Here is a 17157-nt window from a genome sequence, read left to right on the forward strand (position 1 = left end):
ACCGGCGGATGCAGGCGGTCAAGATAGGGTGCCTATGCCATCGCCTTCAGCCTGGCCCGCGTATCGGACGGCAATGTGCCGCCGACCAGCGGGCGGTCGGCATGCCACAGCGCATCGATGGCATCTGCCCAGGTCGCGCTGCGCCACAGGTCGGCAAAGCGCGCCGCCAGCGGGTCGTCGACCGGGCCATTATCGCCGCGGCTGTGGCGCAGCCAGGCCGCCAGCGCGGTCTCCAGCACCGGGCTGGGGCGGCCGGCGGCGCTGTTGGCCGCCAGCGTCTCCAGCCAGCGCTGCGGGATCTTCTGGCTGCCATCCATCGCAATCTGCATCAGCCGGTGGGCGAGCGCGGGGTTGGCGAACCGGTCGAGCAGCTCGGCGGCATAACGGCGCGGGTCCAATCCGGGGATGGCGGGCAGCGTCGGCGCGGCTTCCTCCAGCATCAGCCGTTCGATCAGCGGGCGGATGGCGGGGTCGGCGACGGCCTGGTCGACCGTGGCATGGCCGCGCGCCAGCCCGAGATAGGCCAGCGCCGAATGCGCGCCGTTGAGCATGCGCAGCTTGGCGGCTTCCCAGGGCGCGGCGTCGGCAACCAGCTGCGCGCCCGATTGGTCGAAGGCAGGGCGGGGGCCGGCGAAATCATCCTCGATCACCCATTGGCTGAATGGCTCGGTCGAGGTCAGCCCCTCGTCGGCAAGGCCGGTGCGCGCGGTCACGCTGGCGACGTCGTCGGGTGTGGTCGCAGGAACGATGCGATCGACCAGCGTCGAGGGGAAACGGCATTCGGTCTCGACCCAGCGGGCGAGCGCGGCATCGACGCCGTCGAGATGGGACAACAGCAGTTGTTTCAGCTGCGCGCCATTGCCCGACAGATTGTCGCAACTGAGCAGGGTCAGGCCGGGCAGGGCAGCAGCGCGGCGGCGCGCCAGGCCATCGGCCAGCAGTGGGTAGATGCTCCCTTCGCCCGCCAGTGCCGGGTCGAGCCTGCCATCGCTGGCGCGGCCATAGCCCTTTTCGGTGATGGTCAGGCTGACGATATGCGTCTGCGGTGCGGCGACCGCATCGACGATGGCGGCCCGGTCCGCCGCGCCGGTCAGCACGCGCTGCACGCTGCCGACGAGGCGCAGCGCTTCACCCGCTGCCGAGCGCACGGCAAGCAGGTAGAGCCCGTCCTGCGGGTTGAGCTGGTTGGCGACGGCGGGCGAGCGCAGCGACACTCCGGTGATGCCCCAGTCCCGCTCGCCGCGGTTCATGGCGTCGTCGGCAAATATCGCCTGATGCGCACGGTGGAACGCGCCGATGCCGAAATGGAGGATGCCGCAGGCCTGGGCGGCGCGGTCGTAGGCGGGGCGGATGACGTCGGCGGGCAGGTGCCCCGCCGTGGCTGCTGACAGTCTCACAGCCGGTACGTGCGCTTCACCAGCCCATAGGCCAGCTCCTGCGCCAGCTCGGCGGCCTCCCACTCTTCCAGCCGGTGCTCGGCGACCAGTTGCGCCAGGAAGCCGCAGTCGATGCGGCGGGCGACATCGTGGCGCGCGGGGATCGACAGGAAGGCGCGGGTGTCGTCGTTGAAACCGACCGTGTTGTAGAAGCCCGCCGTCTCCGTGGTGTTGAGGCGGAAGCGGCGCATGCCCTCCGGGCTGTCGTGGAACCACCAGGCCGGACCCAGCTTCAGCGCCGGATAATGGCCGGCCAGCGGCGCCAGTTCGCGCGCATAGACGCTTTCGTCGAGCGTGAAGAGGATGATGGTCAGCGCCGGATTATTGCCATGCCGCGACATCAGCGGGCGCAGCGCATGGACATAGTCGGTGCGGGTCGGGATGTCGGCGCCCTTGTCCCGCCCGAAGGCAGCGAACAGCGCGGGGTTGTGGTTGCGGAAACTGCCGGGGTGGATCTGCATCACCAGCCCGTCGTCGACGCTCATCGTCGCCATTTCGGTCAGCATCTGCGCACGGAACAGCTCGGCATCGGCAGGCTCGACGGGACCGGGCCGGGTCACGCGCGCAAACAGCGCCTCGGCCTCGGCCGGGGCAAGGTCCGCCGTCGCCGCGCTGGGGTGGCCATGATCGGTCGATGTCGCGCCATGCGCGGCGAAGAAGGCGCGGCGCTGGCGGTGTGCGGCCAGATAGCCGGACCAGCCGAAGCAATCCTCCCCCGTCAGCTCGGAAAAACGCGCCAGATTGGCGCGGAAGCCCTCATAATCGGGATCGACCACCGGATCGGGGCGATAGGCGGTGACCACCCGCCCCTGCCAGCCGGAGGCGGCGATGGCGGCGTGATGCTCCAGCGTGTCGAGCGGCGATTCGGTGGTGGCGATCAGCTCGATATTGTAGCGCTCGAACAGTGCGCGCGGGCGGAAGGCCGGTGTCGCCAGCGCCTCGGTGATGCGGTTATAATAAAGATCGGCGGTAGAGGCATCGAGCCGCACGTCCAGCCCGAAGGCGACATTGAACACCCAGTCGCACCACAGGCGCGATGGCGTACCCCGGAACAGATGATAGTTTTCTGCCAAGATGCGCCACGCCGCGCGGGCATCGGCTGCATGTCCGCCGATTCCCAGCGCCTCCAGCGGTACGCCCTGGCTGTAGAGCATCCGGAACAGATAATGGTCGGGCTGCAACAGCAGTTCGGTGGCGTTGCCGAAAGGCTCATCCAGCGCGAACCATGCCGGGTCGGTGTGGCCGTGCGGGCTGACGATCGGCAGATGCTCGACCTCCGCGAACAGCGCGCGGGCGATGGCGCGGACGGCGGGGTCAGTCGGCAGCAGCCGGTCGGGGTGGAGAACAAGCGGGCGTGGCATGGCTTGGAGAGTTTCCCGTTCACATTGAACCGCAGCCCCGGGCAGGGCAGAGTCTAGGGCGCAGGCGCGTCCACCGTCACCGGCGTCAGCCTGGGGCTCAGCAGGTGGATCGCGGCGACCGCGATGAAATAGGTGACGGTGCAGGCCGCGAAGATCAGCGTGTAATTGCCCCCGGTCGCATCCAGCACCAGCCCGGTCGATTTGGCCATGATCATGCCGCCGATCCCGCCGCAAAAGCCGCCCAGCCCGATTACCGACCCGACTGCGCGCTTGGGGAACATGTCCGGCGGCAGCGACAGCAGGTTGGTCGAAAAGGCCTGATGGCCGGCGAGCGCGATGCCGATCAGCGCCACGGCCAGCCACATATTGTCGAGGCCGGAAACGAACAGCAGCGGCAGCACGCAGGTGCCAGCCAGCAGCAATGTCACCTTCCGCGCGAAATTGGGGGAGCGTCCGCGCTGGATCAGGCGGGACGACAGCCAGCCGCCGGCGATGCTGCCGACATCCGACAGCAGATACATGACGATCATCGGCAGCAGCACGACCTTCAGGTCGACCTGATAGGTGCTGGCGAAATATTTTGGCAGCCAGAACAGCATCAGGAACCAGACCGGGTCGGTCAGGAACTTGGCGACGGCAAAGGCCCAGGCTTCGCGCTTGCTGACAACCTTGGCCCAGCCGATGCGCTCCACCTGCTCGGGCGGATCATGTTCGATCCATGCCAGCTCGCCCTGGCTGACTTTGCCGCTCTCGCGCGGGTTGCTGTAGAGCCACAGCCACAGCAGCAGCAGTGCGGCACCGAACAACCCGGTGTAGAAAAATGTCTCGCGCCAGCCGAGGCCAAGCCAGGTCATGAACAGCCACAGCGTCGGCGCGGTCAGGATCACGCCGATGGTGGTCGCGCTGTTGACCCAGCCGATGGCCAGTGCGCGTTCCTTTTGCGGGAACCATTCGCTGCTGGCGCGCACCACAGAGGGGAAATGGCCGGCCTCGCCGACGCCCAATATCGATCGCGCCAGCATGAAGGAGGCGACCGAGGAGGCCGCCCCATGCGCGACATGGCCGATGGTCCAGACGGTGATGGCGATGCTGTAGCCGATCTTGGGGCCGAACCGGTCGATCAGCCAGCCCATCACCAGAAAGCCGCCGGCATAGGCGGCCTGGAAGGCGGTGACGATGTTGCCATAGTCATTCTCGGACCAGCCGAGTTCGTCGCCCAGCATCGGCGCGAGCAGGCCGAGCATGGTGCGGTCGATGTAATTGACGGTGGTGGCGACGAACAGGATGGCGATGATCAGCCAGCGGTACCGGCCCGCGCTGGCACTTGGCGCCGGATGGGGGGCAGCAATGCTCATCTCGCTCTCTCTCCTGTGCCGGGGGCTTTATGCCCTCTGTGGCGGTGTTTCGGGTTCAGCCTTGCCCACCTGCGGCGACGATGCGGCAGGCAATCGGCTGCGCGTCGTCGAAACTGGCCACCGCATGGCTGCCGATGGCGATGGGATGCACGCCGCTGATCGCACCCGCCGATACCCAGAAGGGCAAGCGCATCGGGCTCGGCCGCGCAGCAACATGGCCGAGCAGGAATCGCACCGACTCGATCGGCCCGCCGGGCAGCGCGTGCATGTCACCGCGACCGACCTCGGTCCCGTCGATGCTGACGGCGCCGACCACGGCGGCGAGATCGCGGGCGCGCCAACCGGGCAGTTCGGCGCCGACGATCAGCCCGCCATTGTTGCCGAAGTCGGACGCGGTCACCAGCGGACCGTCGATATTGATGCGGGCGTAGGGCGAGCTGGCGATCTCGATGCCGACATGCACCGCGCCGACATGCGCCATGATCGCGGCATCGTCGAGCGCGCATGGGTCGCCGTCCGGCAGGCTGTCGATGCGGAACAGCAGCTCGGCCTCGACTGCGGCAAAGCCGCCGGCGAACACCGGCATCGCCACTTCTGCACCGTCCGCCGCCGCCGTGTTGCCGGCAAAGATCGGTCCGGCGAGGCGGTCGGTGCCGTGGATGCTGTCGTGCGGCGGATTGACGCGCCCTACCTTCCAGCCGACCACCGGCTCGCCATACAGCGCAATCGCCTGCTCCTGGATGGCATAGGACGCTGCGAAGTCGGCGGGTGGCGTGGCCGGGTAGGCCGCGATGCTCGATCCGGCCCGGCGCGCCGCGACAAAGGCCCGGGCTATGCGCTCGCCACTGTCCATGATCGCATGGCCGCTATCGAGCAAAGTCCGTCTCCCCTACCGCATCGCTTCTGACACGCCGGTTATCTCCGGCTGGGGATGGCAGCTATAGGAAACCGGTGTCATTGGCAAGATGCCTCACCTGTCACAGCGTCACGCCCCGCTTCCAGATGGCAATTTCCCGCTCATCGTTGCGCTCGGCTGCGGTCTCTTCACCCGAGACATGCGCGATGATGCGTTCGGTGAATGCCGCATCCAGCGCCGCCAGATCCCCATCCAGCGCCGCCCCCGCATCGAAATCGATCCACCCCCGCTTGTGCTGCGCCAGCGCGCTGTTCGAGGCGACTTTCATCGTCGGAACCGGGAACCCCAGCGGCGTTCCCCGCCCCGTGGTGAACAGGATCAGCCCCGCCCCCGCCGCCGCCAGCGCGGTCGACGAGACGGCGTCATTGCCCGGCGCTTCGAGCAGCGTCACCCCGCCCGCTGTGCGCAGCGGCTGTCCATAGCCGATGACGTCGACCACCCGCGCCCGCCCCGCCTTCTGCACCGCACCCAGCGATTTCTCCTCGAGCGTGGTGATCCCGCCGGCGATGTTGCCGGGTGAAGGGTTTTCCGAAACCGGTTCCCCGTTGCGGCGGAAATAGTCCTTGAACGCCGCCACCAGATCGAGCCCAGCGCGGCGGACATCGGCGCCGGCGCGCGCCAGCAGCAGATGTTCTGCGCCGAAAATCTCCGGGATCTCGGTCAGGATAGCGCTGCCGCCCGAGGCGCACAGCCGCTCGGCAAAGCGGCCCAGCAGGGGATTGGCGGTAAGCCCTGACAGGCCGTCCGAGCCGCCGCATTTGAGGCCGACCACCAGCCGCGACAATGGCAGGGCGGTGCGTTTTGCCTCGGCGGCGATGGCGACCAGCTCGTCGACCAGCGCAATGCCGCTGGCAAGCTCGTCGTCCAGCGCCTGTGCGGCAAGCGTGCGCACGGGCGGCCCGCCCGGCGGGATAGCCGCCACCAGTTCCGCCAGCTGGTTCGATTCGCACCCCAGCCCGACCAAGAGGACGCCGCCAGCATTGGGATGCGCAGCGAGCGCGGCAAGGATGGCGCGGGTGCCGCCCAGATCGTCGCCCAGTTGCGAACAGCCATGCGGGTGCACGAAGGCGTGGATGCCGTCGACCCGCCCGGCATGGCGCGTCGCGCTGGCAGCGGCAATGCGCTGTGCAGTGCGGGCGACGCAGCCCACGGTCGGGAGAATCCAGATCTCGTTGCGCGTCCCGGCACGCCCGCCCCGATCATAACCCATCCATGTCTGCGACAGCGCGGTGCCAGCCGCTGCCGCCTGCTGTTCCATCCCCGACGTGCCATCGCTGTCGAGCAGGGTTGCGAGATTGTGGCGGTGGACATGCTCGCCGGCGGCAATCGGCCGGGTGGCCGCGCCGATCGGCTGGCCGAACTTGATCACCCGTTCCCCGGCGGCGTGCGCGCGCAGCGCAATCTTGTGGCCGCGCTGCACCGCCTGAACCACGGGCAGGGCGGTGCCAGCGACGGCGATTCTTTCCCCGGCGGCGATATCTGCTAGAGCGATGGCGACACTGTCGTCGGGGTGAATGCGAAACACGCTGTTGCTCATGAAACCGGTGTCATAAGCGCATTACCCGGGCTGCGGCAAGGCACACGGGGAAGAGAGGATGACGGCGTGAAGAGCAAGGGCCAGCCGACGATCAACGATGTCGCGCGGCTTTCCGGCGTGTCGAAAAAGACGGTCAGCCGGGTGATCAATCGGTCCGCACTGCTCAACGAGGAGACGCGCCGCAAGGTCGAGGCGGTGATTTCCGACCTCGGCTACGTCCCCAACCCGCAGGCGCGGGCGCTGGCGTTGCGGCGCAATTTCCTGATCGGCCTGATCCACGACAACCCCAATGCCCAGATGGTGCTGGGGGTGCAGGAAGGCATATTGGAGGCGATCCGCGAAAGTGCCTATGCGCTGGTGGTCCGCCCGGTCGACCGGCGCTCACCGACGATGATCGAGGATATCCGCGCTTTTCTGGAGCAGCAGCGGCTGGCGGGCGTGATGCTGTTGCCGCCGATTTCCGAGAATGACGCGCTGGCCGCCATGTGCCGGGAGATCGGCTGCGCCTATGTGCGGATGGGCTCGGCCGTGCTCGATGACGAGGCGCATATGGTCGCCTCCAACGATCGTGACGCCGTGGCCGATGCGGTGCGCCACCTGATCGCCCAGGGGCACCGGCGCATCGGGTTCATTGCCGGCCCCCCCGGCTTCCGCTCTGCAGAGGAACGGCAGAAAGGGTTCGAGGCGGCACTGGCCGAAGCCGGCATCACCATTCCGCGCGCGATGCTGGCGGATGGCAATTACACCTTTGATTCGGGGCGGGCGGCTGCCGACCGGCTGCTCGATGCCAGCCAGCGGCCGACGGCGATCTTCGCTTCCAATGACGAGATGGCGGCCGGTGTGCTGCACGCGGCACGGCAGCGCGAACTGCGCGTTCCCGACCAGCTTTCCATCGTCGGTTTCGATGATACCGCCATTGCCGCGCATATCTGGCCGCCGCTGACCACGGTGCGCTGGCCGATCGTGTCGATGGCCCGCGCGGCAGCGCTCAAGCTGATCGAACCCGAGCAGGCCGCGCAGGAGCCGTCGCTGTTCCTGTCCAACCTGATCCGCCGCGCCTCGGTTGCGCCGCCGTTCGACGGGTGACCGGGCCACAGCACCTGCATGATCCCGTAGCCCTGACTTTGTCGAAGGGCGTTTGGCAGTAACGGGAAACGCCCTGCGACGTCATCACGCTCTCGGGGCCAAGCTGAGGCCATGATGCCTTGATCTTGGCTTTGACACCGGTTACCAAAGACGTAGACGGTGGCAGGTAGCCGCTCACTCAATCGATGCGGGACGAGAGAGACGCAATGAAGATCGCGCTGATCACAGAGAATAGCCAGGCGGCCAAGAACGGCATCATCCATGAAGCGCTGACCACCGTGGCCGAGCCGCTGGGGCATCAGGTGTTCAACTATGGCATGTATTCTGCCGAGGATGCGGCCTCTCTCACCTATGTGATGAACGGCCTGCTGACCGGGATATTGCTCAATTCGGGCGCCGCGGATTTCGTGGTGACCGGATGCGGCACCGGCATGGGATCGATGCTGGCATGCAACGCCATGCCCGGCGTGTTCTGCGGCCTGATCATCGACCCGACTGATGCCTTCCTGTTCGGCCAGATCAATGACGGCAATGCCATCTCCATGCCCTATGCCAAAGGCTTCGGCTGGGCGGCGGAGCTCAACCTGCAGGACGTCTACCGCAAGCTGTTCGACGGCGAGCGCGGGCTTGGCTACCCCAAGGAACGCGCCGAGATCATGCGCAGGAACCGGGGCATCCTCGCCAGCCTCAAGGCGGCGTCATGTCATGACATGCTGACCGTGCTCAAGACGGTCGACCAGGACCTGCTCAAGGCCGCGATCGCCGGGGAGCGGTTCGACGAGTATTTCTATGCCAATGCGCAGGATGAGGCGATCAAGGCGTATCTCAAGGCGCTTTGAGCGCAACGCGGCGAAACAACACCCGTCATAGCGAGCGAAGCGCGGCAATTCAGTACGGCGCTGCACAACCCTGGATTGCCGCGCTTCGCTCGCAATGACGATGGAGGGGTGAGCATATGACCAGCCTATTCGATCTGACCGGGAAGGTCGCGTTGGTGACGGGTGCCAACACCGGCATCGGCCAGGGCATTGCGCTGGCGCTGGCCGAGGCCGGCGCCGACATAGCCGCCGCCGGCCGCTCGCCGGCGCGCGAGACGGTGGAGCAGGCGCGCGCGCTGGGGCGCAGCGCCGAGAATTTCGCCGCCGATCTCTCCACCACCGCCGCCATCCAGCCGCTGGTCGATGCGGTGCTGGACAGGTTCGGCCGCATCGATATCCTTGTCAACAATGCCGGGATCATCCGCCGTGCCGATGCCGTGGATTTCACCGAGGAAGATTGGGACGCGGTGATCGATACCAACCTCAAGAGCGTATTCTTCCTCTGTCAGGCGGCAGGCCGGCACATGCTGGCGCGCGGCTCGGGCAAGATCGTCAACATCGCTTCGATGCTGACCTTCCAAGGCGGCATCCGCGTGCCGAGCTATACCGCGTCGAAATCGGGCGTCGGCGGGCTGACCAAGCTGCTGGCCAACGAGTGGGCGGCCAAGGGCGTGCAGGTCAACGCCATCGCACCGGGCTATATCGCCACCAACAATACCGCGGCGCTGCAGGCGGACGAGAGTCGGAACCGGCAGATCATGGAGCGCATCCCGGCAGGACGCTGGGGCGACCCGGCCGATCTGGGCGGTGCAGCGGTATTCCTTGCCTCCCGCGCGTCGGATTATGTGCAGGGGCATATCCTCGCCGTCGATGGCGGGTGGCTGGCGCGGTGAGCAACGCGCCCCCCATCGTCGGCTTCGGCGAGCTGCTGGTGCGGCTTTCTCCGCCCGGACGGCGGCTGATGGTGCAGGCGCAGAGCCTCGATCTTGCGGTCGGCGGCGCGGAGGCGAATGTTCTTGCCGGGCTCGCGGCGCTGGGCCACCCGACCGCGATGCTGAGCCTGGTGCCGGACTCGCCGCTGGGGCGGCTGGCGACAGGCGAACTCAGGGCGCGCGGCATCGATACCGCGCGCGTCGGCGTCGCGTCCGGGCGAATGGGGCTCTATTTCCTCGAACAGGGGCAGGGGCTGCGTGCGTCGGCGATCACCTACGACAGGGCGGGTTCTAGCTTTGCGCTGGCGACAGCCGGGGATTTCGATTTTGCGCGGGCGCTGGATGGGGCGGCTTTGCTCCACCTTTCCGGGATAACGCCTGCGCTGGGGCCGCAGAGCGCCAAAGCTGCGCTGGCAGCGGCACAAGCAGCACGTACGGCAGGGGTGCCGGTGTCGTTCGACGGCAATTATCGCGCGCAACTGTGGGAAGCATGGGACAGCGATCCGCGCGGGGTACTGGGCGAACTGGTCGGGATGGCGAGCATCCTGTTCGGCAATCATCGCGACATCGCGCTGCTGCTGGGGCGCGCCTTCTCAGGCGACGGCCCGGACCGGCGGCGTGAGGCAGCCGAGGCGGCGTTCGACGCCTTCCCCTCGCTGGAACTGATCGCATCGACTGCGCGCCATGTCGTCGATGCCGATCACCACCGCATTGCCGCGCGCGTCGATCTGCGCACCGCGGAGCACCAGACCGAGGAGGTGGACGTGACCGGCATCGTCGACCGCATCGGCACTGGTGACGCCTTTGCGGCAGGCGTGCTCGACCAGTGGCTGCGCGGCGGCGATGTGCGGGCGATGGCCGAGACGGGTCAGGCGCTGGCGGCGCTCAAGCACAGCCTGCCGGGGGATATGCCGATCTTCTCGCCGGCCGATGTCGAGGCGTTCCTTGGCGGCGGACGCGATGTCCGGCGGTGATGGTTGGAGCCGGCGCGCGGTACTTGCCGGCGGCCTCGGCATGGCTAGCTTGCCTTCGATAGCGGCAGCCACGACCATCCGTTCGCCCGAGGTGCTTGCCCCATCCGGTCGGTATGTGGGCGGGTTTGCCTATGATCCCGCCGATCGCGTGACAGTGCGGGCATTGCGCTTCACCGGCATACGCTACGGCCGCGCCGCCCGTTTCCAGGCGCCGCAGCCGGTACAATCGTCCGAACCGATGGCCGAGCAGGCCCCGCGCTTCGGCCCGGCCTGCCCGCAGCCCGGCGACCGATACCAGCCGCAATCCGAGGATTGTCTGTTCCTCAACATCTGGACGCCGCTTGAGCCATCATCCAGCCCACGCCCGGTCATGGTCTATTTCCACGGCGGGGCCTATTCGACCGGTAGCGTCACCGATCCGGTCAACGATGGCGCAGCGCTCGCCCAGCGCGGCGATGTCGTAGTCGTCACCGTCAACCATCGGCTCAACGCGCTGGGCTATCTCTACCTCGCCCGGCTCGATCCGCGCTTTCCCGACAGCGGCAATGCCGGGCAGCTCGACCTCGTCCTTGCGCTGCAATGGGTGCAGCGGAACATCGCGGCGTTCGGGGGCGATCCGGGAAATGTCACCGTCTTCGGTCAATCGGGCGGTGGCGCGAAGATTGCGACGCTGATGGCAATGCCGGCGGCACGCGGCCTGTTCCACAAGGCGATCACCATGAGCGGGCAGCAGGTGACCGTCTCAGGTCCGCTCAACGCGACGCGGCGGGCGGAGGCGTTTCTCGCTGCGCTAGGGCAGGGCGTCGACCCTGTGACGGCTCCGGTCGAGCAACTGATCGCCGCACTGTCGGCGACCGATCCGGTGCTGGGCGGGGGCGTTTACATGGGGCCGGTGCTCGACATGCGGCATATCGAGCGGCACCCGTTCTGGCCTGATGCACACCCGCAATCGCGGAACATTCCGATGATGCTGGGCAACACCGTGTCGGAAACGCGCGCCGTCTACCCTGCCGATGGGCGGGTGCTGGGAGGGCTGACGATGGCTAATCTGAGCCAACGCATTGCCCCGGAAATGCGGATCGACGCGCACCCCGAATGGGTGGTCGCGCAATTCCGGGAGCGCTATCCCGAGGCCGATGCCTTGACCCTGTTCCACCGCATCGTCACCGCCGCACGCAGCTGGCGGGGGCAGGTAATCGAGGCCGAAGAGCGGGCCCGCGCGGGCGTCCCGGCTTTCGTCTATCAACTCGATTTCGAGGACGCCAAACATACCGACGATATCGCGCTGGCGTTCGGCACGGTGGCCGAATGGACGCCGGCACGCCGGGTGATGAGCGAGCGGCTGATGGATGCCTTCGTCCGATTCGCGCGCACCGGCGATCCGGGCTGGCCAGCTTATGACCTGCCCGAACGGGCGACAATGCTGTTCGACACCCAGTCGCGGGTCGTTTCCGATCCGCGTGCGTGGGAGCGCGAACTGTTCGGCCGCATCCCCTATATCCAGCCGGGAAGTTGACGGTTCAGAAGCGGCGTTCGCCCGCCTCGTCGCGCATCTGATCGACGGTGCGTTCTTCCTGCCCGCGCATCGGGTGACGGTTTTCCGGCTTGCGCAGAAAGCGGAGCAGCAGAACCACCGCGATCAGCAGCACGGCGATCAGGGTGAAGAACATCAGCGAGCCATTGAGGGTTTCGGTGGACATGGGTGGGGACCTTCTGGCTGATGCGCCGGGTAGGGCGCGCATACCGGGTCAACCGCTGGCTTGTGGTGATGTTCCGCTACGGCAGCGCCGCAGGCATTGATCGAAATCAGCGTCGTTCGACGGGATAGCTGACGATCAGGACAAGGGGCTCCTCACCGACTTGGCGGATACCGACCTGCGCGCCGGTCCAAAGATAGGCGGCCATGCCGGGTTCGAGCTGTGCCGTCGCACCGTCCGATGTCACCTCGCCTCGCCCGGACAGAACATAATAGACCTCGTCATGCGCGATCGGGTGGATGCCGATCGCGGCACCGACGTCGAGCGACCGTTTGCGGAACTCCATGCTGCGCGATGGCGGAACCGCATCGCTGATGCGCCAAGCGGTGGACATGCCGATGGCGCCATGCGGTGGCGGTTCACGGCGGACGGTATCATCCTCGTCGATCACAACCATCGGCGGCAGAGGCGCTGGTACCGGCGCTGCCGCCGGTTCAGTCTGCGCAGCGAGCGCGAGCAGGAGGATAGTGGCCGGCATCTATGCTGTTCTCCGGCGGTCTATTGCCCCCGCGCGCTGCGGTCGCGCGGGCTCAGCACTTCCTGCGGGCGCGGTGCCGTCTGGGCGGGATAAAGGCCCGAGCGGGGGGTGAGTGTCGCCATGTCCCAGTCGGCCTCGACGAAGGGTGCGCGCACCGGCACCACCACCGGATAGGCGCTGACCTCTCGTTCATCGTCGATGACCTCGCCGCGCCCTTCGGCGACAAAGAACAGCACGCGGATATCGTCCGCACTGCGTGCCCAGGGGCGGGCACCGGCATCGGCGAGGACGGCGGTTTCGACATCGTCAGTGGCCAGCAATGGAATCCCCGCCAGCGGCATCAGCGGCCGGCGGCTGGGGATGATGCGTGCGCGGGTCTCGCCATAGCGGCCGGTCATCGGCAAGGGCACGCCATGGCGGTCGACCGCGCGATTGTCCCGCCCGTAGAAGGCAAGATCGCCATCGCCGCCGATCATCAGGAAGGGCAGGCCGGCATCGGTATCATTGCCGCCGCGCATGACATTGCCGACTGCGGTCAGCTCGCCGGTAACATAGGGCTGGCCGACCCATTCGAGCGACATCAGATTGTAATGCACCGCGCGGTGCTGCGGATTGTAGATCAGATTGTTGACCATCAGCACCTGCGCGCCGCCCTTGATCAGCGGATGCCGCTCGACATTGTGGGCCCAGACATTGCGATAGAAGATGATGCCGGTGGCATTGTCGTGGACCAGGCTGCCCTTGCTGTGCTCGCCCTTGGGGTGGCTGGCGTTGGCCAGGCCTTCCGCAGCGAGGTTGTTGGCAAAGACGATGTTGCGGCTGGTGCCTTCGCGCCATTGCTCGACCGTGGTGCCGGTAAAGCGCGGACCGGAGGCGGACATGTTTTCGTCGATGCCCCACAGGAAGCTGCAATTGCGGACGATGACATTGTGCGCGGCGACCGTGGACAGCGCGTCGGCCTCCCAGCCGCTGCGACGCGGCTGGCCGTCGGCGCCGGTGTAGATGCGCACGTGGCTGAGGATCACATCGTTGGCGCGGATGTCTACGCCGCCGCGGATGAGGGTGATGCCCGGGCCGGGGGCGGTTTCCCCGGCGATGGTGACCTCGCCCGAGCGGATTTCAGGGCTGGTGCGGCCGAGATCGATCACTCCGCCGATTTCGAAAACGATGATGCGCGGCCCGGTGGCATCGAGTGCTTCGCGCAGCGTGCCGGGGCCGCTGGCGTCGAGGCTGGTGACACGGATGATGCGTCCGCCGGCACCGCCTTGGGTCACCTGCAGCGGTTCGGGCAAGGGCGTGGCGGTGGCGGGGACGCTGGTCAGGCCGAGGCTGACGGTCCCAATCATCGCGCATATCGCGCGTGTCAGGCGGTGGACGATGCTGGTCATTCTGCTCTCCCGATTGCCTGCTTGACAGATGTGCACCCCCGCTGCAATAAGCAATGACACCGGTTACCTAAAACAATGGAACCGAGCGCCAGACGCTATAAACAGGGCGCGGGCGGGAGAGAGCGACGCATTGGCCGGTGGCCCTGGATGGCGCCGGCGATGACGTGACTCTCCCTGCGTCCAAGGGAGGGTTGGGAACGATGTCGACAGTGATTTTCCGCCGCAACGCAGCATTTGCCGCCATTCGCGCGAGCCTGGCGCTATCCTGCGCCATGGGCCTCGCGAGTGTTGCGCAAGCGCAGGATGCCGCCGCAGCCCCATCGGGTACGGCCACCGGCGACGAGGCGGTGATCGATGATGCCGGCGACATCATTGTTACCGGTTTCCGTCAGTCGCTGCAGGCCGCGCTCAACGTCAAGCGCGACTCGATCACCGCCGTCGATGCCATCGTCGCCGAGGATATCGCCAAATTCCCCGACCAGAATCTGGCCGAATCGCTGCAGCGCATCCCGGGCATCTCGATCCAGCGTGACGGCGGCGAAGGCCGTGCCATCACCGTGCGCGGGCTTGGGGCGCAGTTCACGCGCGTTCGCGTCAACGGGCTGGAAACGGTGGCGACATCGACCGACGGCGCGTCGGCCAACCGCGATCGCGCCTTCGACTTCAACGTGTTCGCTTCCGAACTGTTCAACTCGATCGTCGTCCACAAGACCGCTGAAGCGTCGCTCGACGAAGGCTCGCTGGGCGCGGTGGTCGATCTCAACACCGGCAACCCGCTGGCCGGGCGTGCCGGCTTCACCGGCGCCTTCTCCGCGCAGGCGAGCTATAACGATCTCAGCGACACGGTCGGCCCGCGCATCGCCGCGCTGGTCAGCTGGCGCAATGAGGAAGGCACGCTGGGCGTAAGCTTCTCGGTCGCCCATTCGAACAATGAGACGCTGCAGCTTGGTAACAACACGGTGCGCTGGGCGCAGGCGCGCTTCGACAGCGTCGATGGCACGCGCTGCTTCACCACCCAGAACAGCGGCGGAACCTATGTCGCGAGCCCGGCCTGCAACCAGGCAGCGCTGGCCTTCCATCCGCGCATCCCGCGCTACGGTCGCATCGAGCAGGATCGCTCGCGCCTTGGCCTGACTGGCACGATCCAGTTCGAACCGAGCGAGTCGACCCGCCTCGAGATCAACGGGCTCTATTCGAAGTTCGAGGAAGTGCGGCAGGAGCTTTGGGCGGAGGTGCTGTTCCGCTCCAACGAGCGCTCGATCGACGTGCTGAGCCCGGTGTATGACAGCAACAATAATCTGATCGCCGGCACCTTCAACGACGCGTGGGTGCGTACGGAAAACTACCGCCGCGAAAGCGCCACCGAATTCTACCAGATCGGCGGCAGCTGGGATCAGGACATCGGGGACAGTTTCCGCTTCACCCTGCTGGGCGGGCTTTCCAAGTCCGATGCCAGCATCCCGGTCGAGACGACCATCGTCTTCGATGACCGCGACGCACAGGGCTATCAGTACGACTATCGCGACATGGGCAGCCCGCGGCTGACCTTTGGCACCAGCGTCACCGATCCCGCCAATTTCCAGCTCGCGGAAATCCGCGACCGTCCGTCGAGCACGGTCAACAAGTTCCGCACGGTGCAGTTGCGCGGCGAATGGGATGTGATGGAAGATCTGACGCTCAAGGCGGGCGCGGTCTACCGCCGTTTCTCGTTCGATACGGCAGGGTTCACACGTGACACGATCGTCTGCGGCAATGGCGGGGCGGACCGGGTGCTGGGCACGCTGACCTGCTCACCCACCAGCCTGTTCGGCCCGACCGCAGTCTATGGCTTCCAAGTGACCCCGGATCTGGCGCAACTGGTCAATCTTGGGCGGGCCGGGCAGCCGGATGGCACGACCACCCGCTATATCGTCCCCAATCTCGACGCGGCGACCGGCTTTACCCGCCTGTACAGTCGCACGCCCGCAGTCGATGCCGGCAACACCCGCGCGGTGACCGAAACGGTCAAGGGCGGCTATTTCCAGGCCGACTGGCGCTCCGAACTGGCCGGCGTCGAATTCGCGATGAACGCGGGCGTGCGCTACGTCCGCACCGAACAGAGCTCGACCGGCCTCAACAACGGGACGGCGGTGACGGTGGAGCGTGCCTATGAGGATTGGCTGCCCTCGGCCAACCTCGCCATCTTCGCCTCCGACGACATGATCGTCCGCCTTGCCGTATCGGACGTGCTGACGCGCCCGACGCTGGGCAATCTGACACCGGGCGGCTCGGTCGACGGGTTCAACTACCGCGTCAGCTTCGGCAACCCGTTCCTCCAGCCGTTCCGCGCGACCGCCTATGACCTCGCGTTCGAATGGTATTTCGCGCCGCAGTCGATCTTCTCGGTCGCCCTGTTCCGCAAGGACGTGGCGAGCTTCCCGGTCTCGCAGACGATCAGCGGCACCTATGCCTCGACCGGCCTGCCGCTGTCGGTGATCCCGCCAAGCTCGCCCGCCGCGATCAATCCCGAAGGGCAGCTGTGGACGATCAACACCATCGTCAACGGCCAGGGTGCGCAGCTCGAGGGTGTCGAGGTCTCGGTGCAGGCGCCGCTGCGCTTCCTGCCGGGCTTCCTCTCCAACTTCGGCATCATCGCCAACGCGACCTTCGTCGATTCCGATGCAGACTATACGGTGTCCGGCCCGGCAGTGACCCCGGGCGGCGCGCTGGTCGCGGCGACCCGCACGGCGACGCTGTTCGGCCTGTCGAAGCGGGCCTACAACGGCACCATCTATTATGAGGACGGCGGCTTCTCGGCGCGCGCGTCGGTGAGCTATCGCAGCCGCTACATCGATGCCAACTCGGGCACCGGCAATGTCTTCGAAGGCTATGGCTCGACCGTCAATGTCGACGCATCGGTGCGCTATGCAGTGACCGAGAATATCGAGCTGTCGGTGGAAGGCATCAACCTGACCGACGAGTATCGCTATCGGTTCACCGATTTCGACGCGGACCGCAATTACGAGAACAACCATTTCGGCCGGACGGTCCTGTTCGGGGTGCGGCTGAAACTGTGATCTCGATCTAGTCACTCGTCATTGCGAGCACAGCGAAGCAATCCAGGGCAGCGCTACACCGCA

Annotated in this window: 14 protein-coding genes; 6 read left to right on the forward strand and 8 right to left on the reverse strand. The window is 66.7% G+C overall.

Annotated features, from left to right (window positions below; genetic code table 11):
* Positions 1–32: 32 nt before the first annotated feature.
* The 5 genes from AC0QC4_RS13370 to AC0QC4_RS13390 form a co-directional block, all read right to left on the reverse strand.
* Entirely contained in the window at positions 33–1397 is a 1365-nt protein-coding gene (locus AC0QC4_RS13370; RefSeq protein WP_483660412.1) for a mannitol dehydrogenase family protein, read from the reverse strand.
* Complete coding sequence (uxaC, locus tag AC0QC4_RS13375; protein WP_483660413.1) at positions 1394–2797, reverse strand: glucuronate isomerase; 1404 nt, start codon at positions 2795–2797, stop codon at positions 1394–1396. Before uxaC ends, AC0QC4_RS13370 begins: the two co-directional genes overlap by 4 nt.
* A gap of 53 nt (positions 2798–2850) precedes the next feature.
* Complete coding sequence (locus AC0QC4_RS13380; RefSeq protein ID WP_483660414.1) at positions 2851–4152, reverse strand: MFS transporter; 1302 nt, start codon at positions 4150–4152, stop codon at positions 2851–2853.
* A 55-nt stretch (positions 4153–4207) separates the two neighbouring features.
* Positions 4208–5029 carry a 2-keto-4-pentenoate hydratase gene (locus AC0QC4_RS13385; protein WP_483660415.1) on the reverse strand — a complete coding sequence of 274 codons (822 nt, stop codon included), beginning with the start codon at positions 5027–5029 and terminating at the stop codon, positions 4208–4210.
* Positions 5030–5129: 100 nt separating this feature from the next.
* Positions 5130–6605 carry a UxaA family hydrolase gene (locus tag AC0QC4_RS13390; RefSeq protein WP_483660416.1) on the reverse strand — a complete coding sequence of 492 codons (1476 nt, stop codon included), beginning with the start codon at positions 6603–6605 and terminating at the stop codon, positions 5130–5132.
* Between the two features lie 66 nt (positions 6606–6671).
* Between AC0QC4_RS13390 and AC0QC4_RS13395 the strand changes: the two genes are divergently transcribed.
* The 5 genes from AC0QC4_RS13395 to AC0QC4_RS13415 all read left to right on the forward strand — a co-directional run bounded on the left by AC0QC4_RS13395 (position 6672) and on the right by AC0QC4_RS13415 (position 11931).
* The gene (locus AC0QC4_RS13395; RefSeq protein ID WP_483660417.1) at positions 6672–7691 is read left to right on the forward strand and encodes a LacI family DNA-binding transcriptional regulator; all 1020 of its coding nucleotides are present in this window, start codon (positions 6672–6674) and stop codon (positions 7689–7691) included.
* Between the two features lie 206 nt (positions 7692–7897).
* Complete coding sequence (locus AC0QC4_RS13400) at positions 7898–8530, forward strand: RpiB/LacA/LacB family sugar-phosphate isomerase (protein ID WP_483660418.1); 633 nt, start codon at positions 7898–7900, stop codon at positions 8528–8530.
* Between the two features lie 116 nt (positions 8531–8646).
* The gene (gene kduD, locus AC0QC4_RS13405) at positions 8647–9402 is read left to right on the forward strand and encodes a 2-dehydro-3-deoxy-D-gluconate 5-dehydrogenase KduD (protein WP_483660419.1); all 756 of its coding nucleotides are present in this window, start codon (positions 8647–8649) and stop codon (positions 9400–9402) included.
* A 68-nt stretch (positions 9403–9470) separates the two neighbouring features.
* Complete coding sequence (locus tag AC0QC4_RS13410; protein ID WP_483660464.1) at positions 9471–10415, forward strand: sugar kinase; 945 nt, start codon at positions 9471–9473, stop codon at positions 10413–10415.
* Positions 10402–11931, forward strand: coding sequence for a carboxylesterase/lipase family protein (locus tag AC0QC4_RS13415; RefSeq protein ID WP_483660420.1), 1530 nt, complete (start codon positions 10402–10404; stop codon positions 11929–11931). The genes AC0QC4_RS13410 and AC0QC4_RS13415 overlap by 14 nt, the downstream gene beginning before the upstream one ends.
* Before the next feature lie 4 nt (positions 11932–11935).
* On the opposite strand, the gene AC0QC4_RS13420 is transcribed toward AC0QC4_RS13415, so the two are convergent.
* The 3 genes from AC0QC4_RS13420 to AC0QC4_RS13430 form a co-directional block, all read right to left on the reverse strand.
* Positions 11936–12115, reverse strand: coding sequence for a hypothetical protein (locus tag AC0QC4_RS13420; protein ID WP_483660421.1), 180 nt, complete (start codon positions 12113–12115; stop codon positions 11936–11938).
* Positions 12116–12221: 106 nt separating this feature from the next.
* On the reverse strand, positions 12222–12569 hold the full coding sequence (locus AC0QC4_RS13425; RefSeq protein ID WP_483660465.1) for a cupin domain-containing protein: 348 nt from the start codon (positions 12567–12569) through the stop codon (positions 12222–12224).
* A gap of 101 nt (positions 12570–12670) precedes the next feature.
* The gene (locus AC0QC4_RS13430; RefSeq protein WP_483660422.1) at positions 12671–14038 is read right to left on the reverse strand and encodes a pectate lyase family protein; all 1368 of its coding nucleotides are present in this window, start codon (positions 14036–14038) and stop codon (positions 12671–12673) included.
* Between the two features lie 200 nt (positions 14039–14238).
* Between AC0QC4_RS13430 and AC0QC4_RS13435 the strand changes: the two genes are divergently transcribed.
* Positions 14239–17094, forward strand: a complete 2856-nt coding sequence (locus AC0QC4_RS13435) for a TonB-dependent receptor (RefSeq protein WP_483660423.1) — start codon at positions 14239–14241, stop codon at positions 17092–17094.
* Positions 17095–17157 lie beyond the last annotated feature (63 nt).

It is taken from the genome of Sphingomonas sp. jy18 (assembly GCF_056931895.1).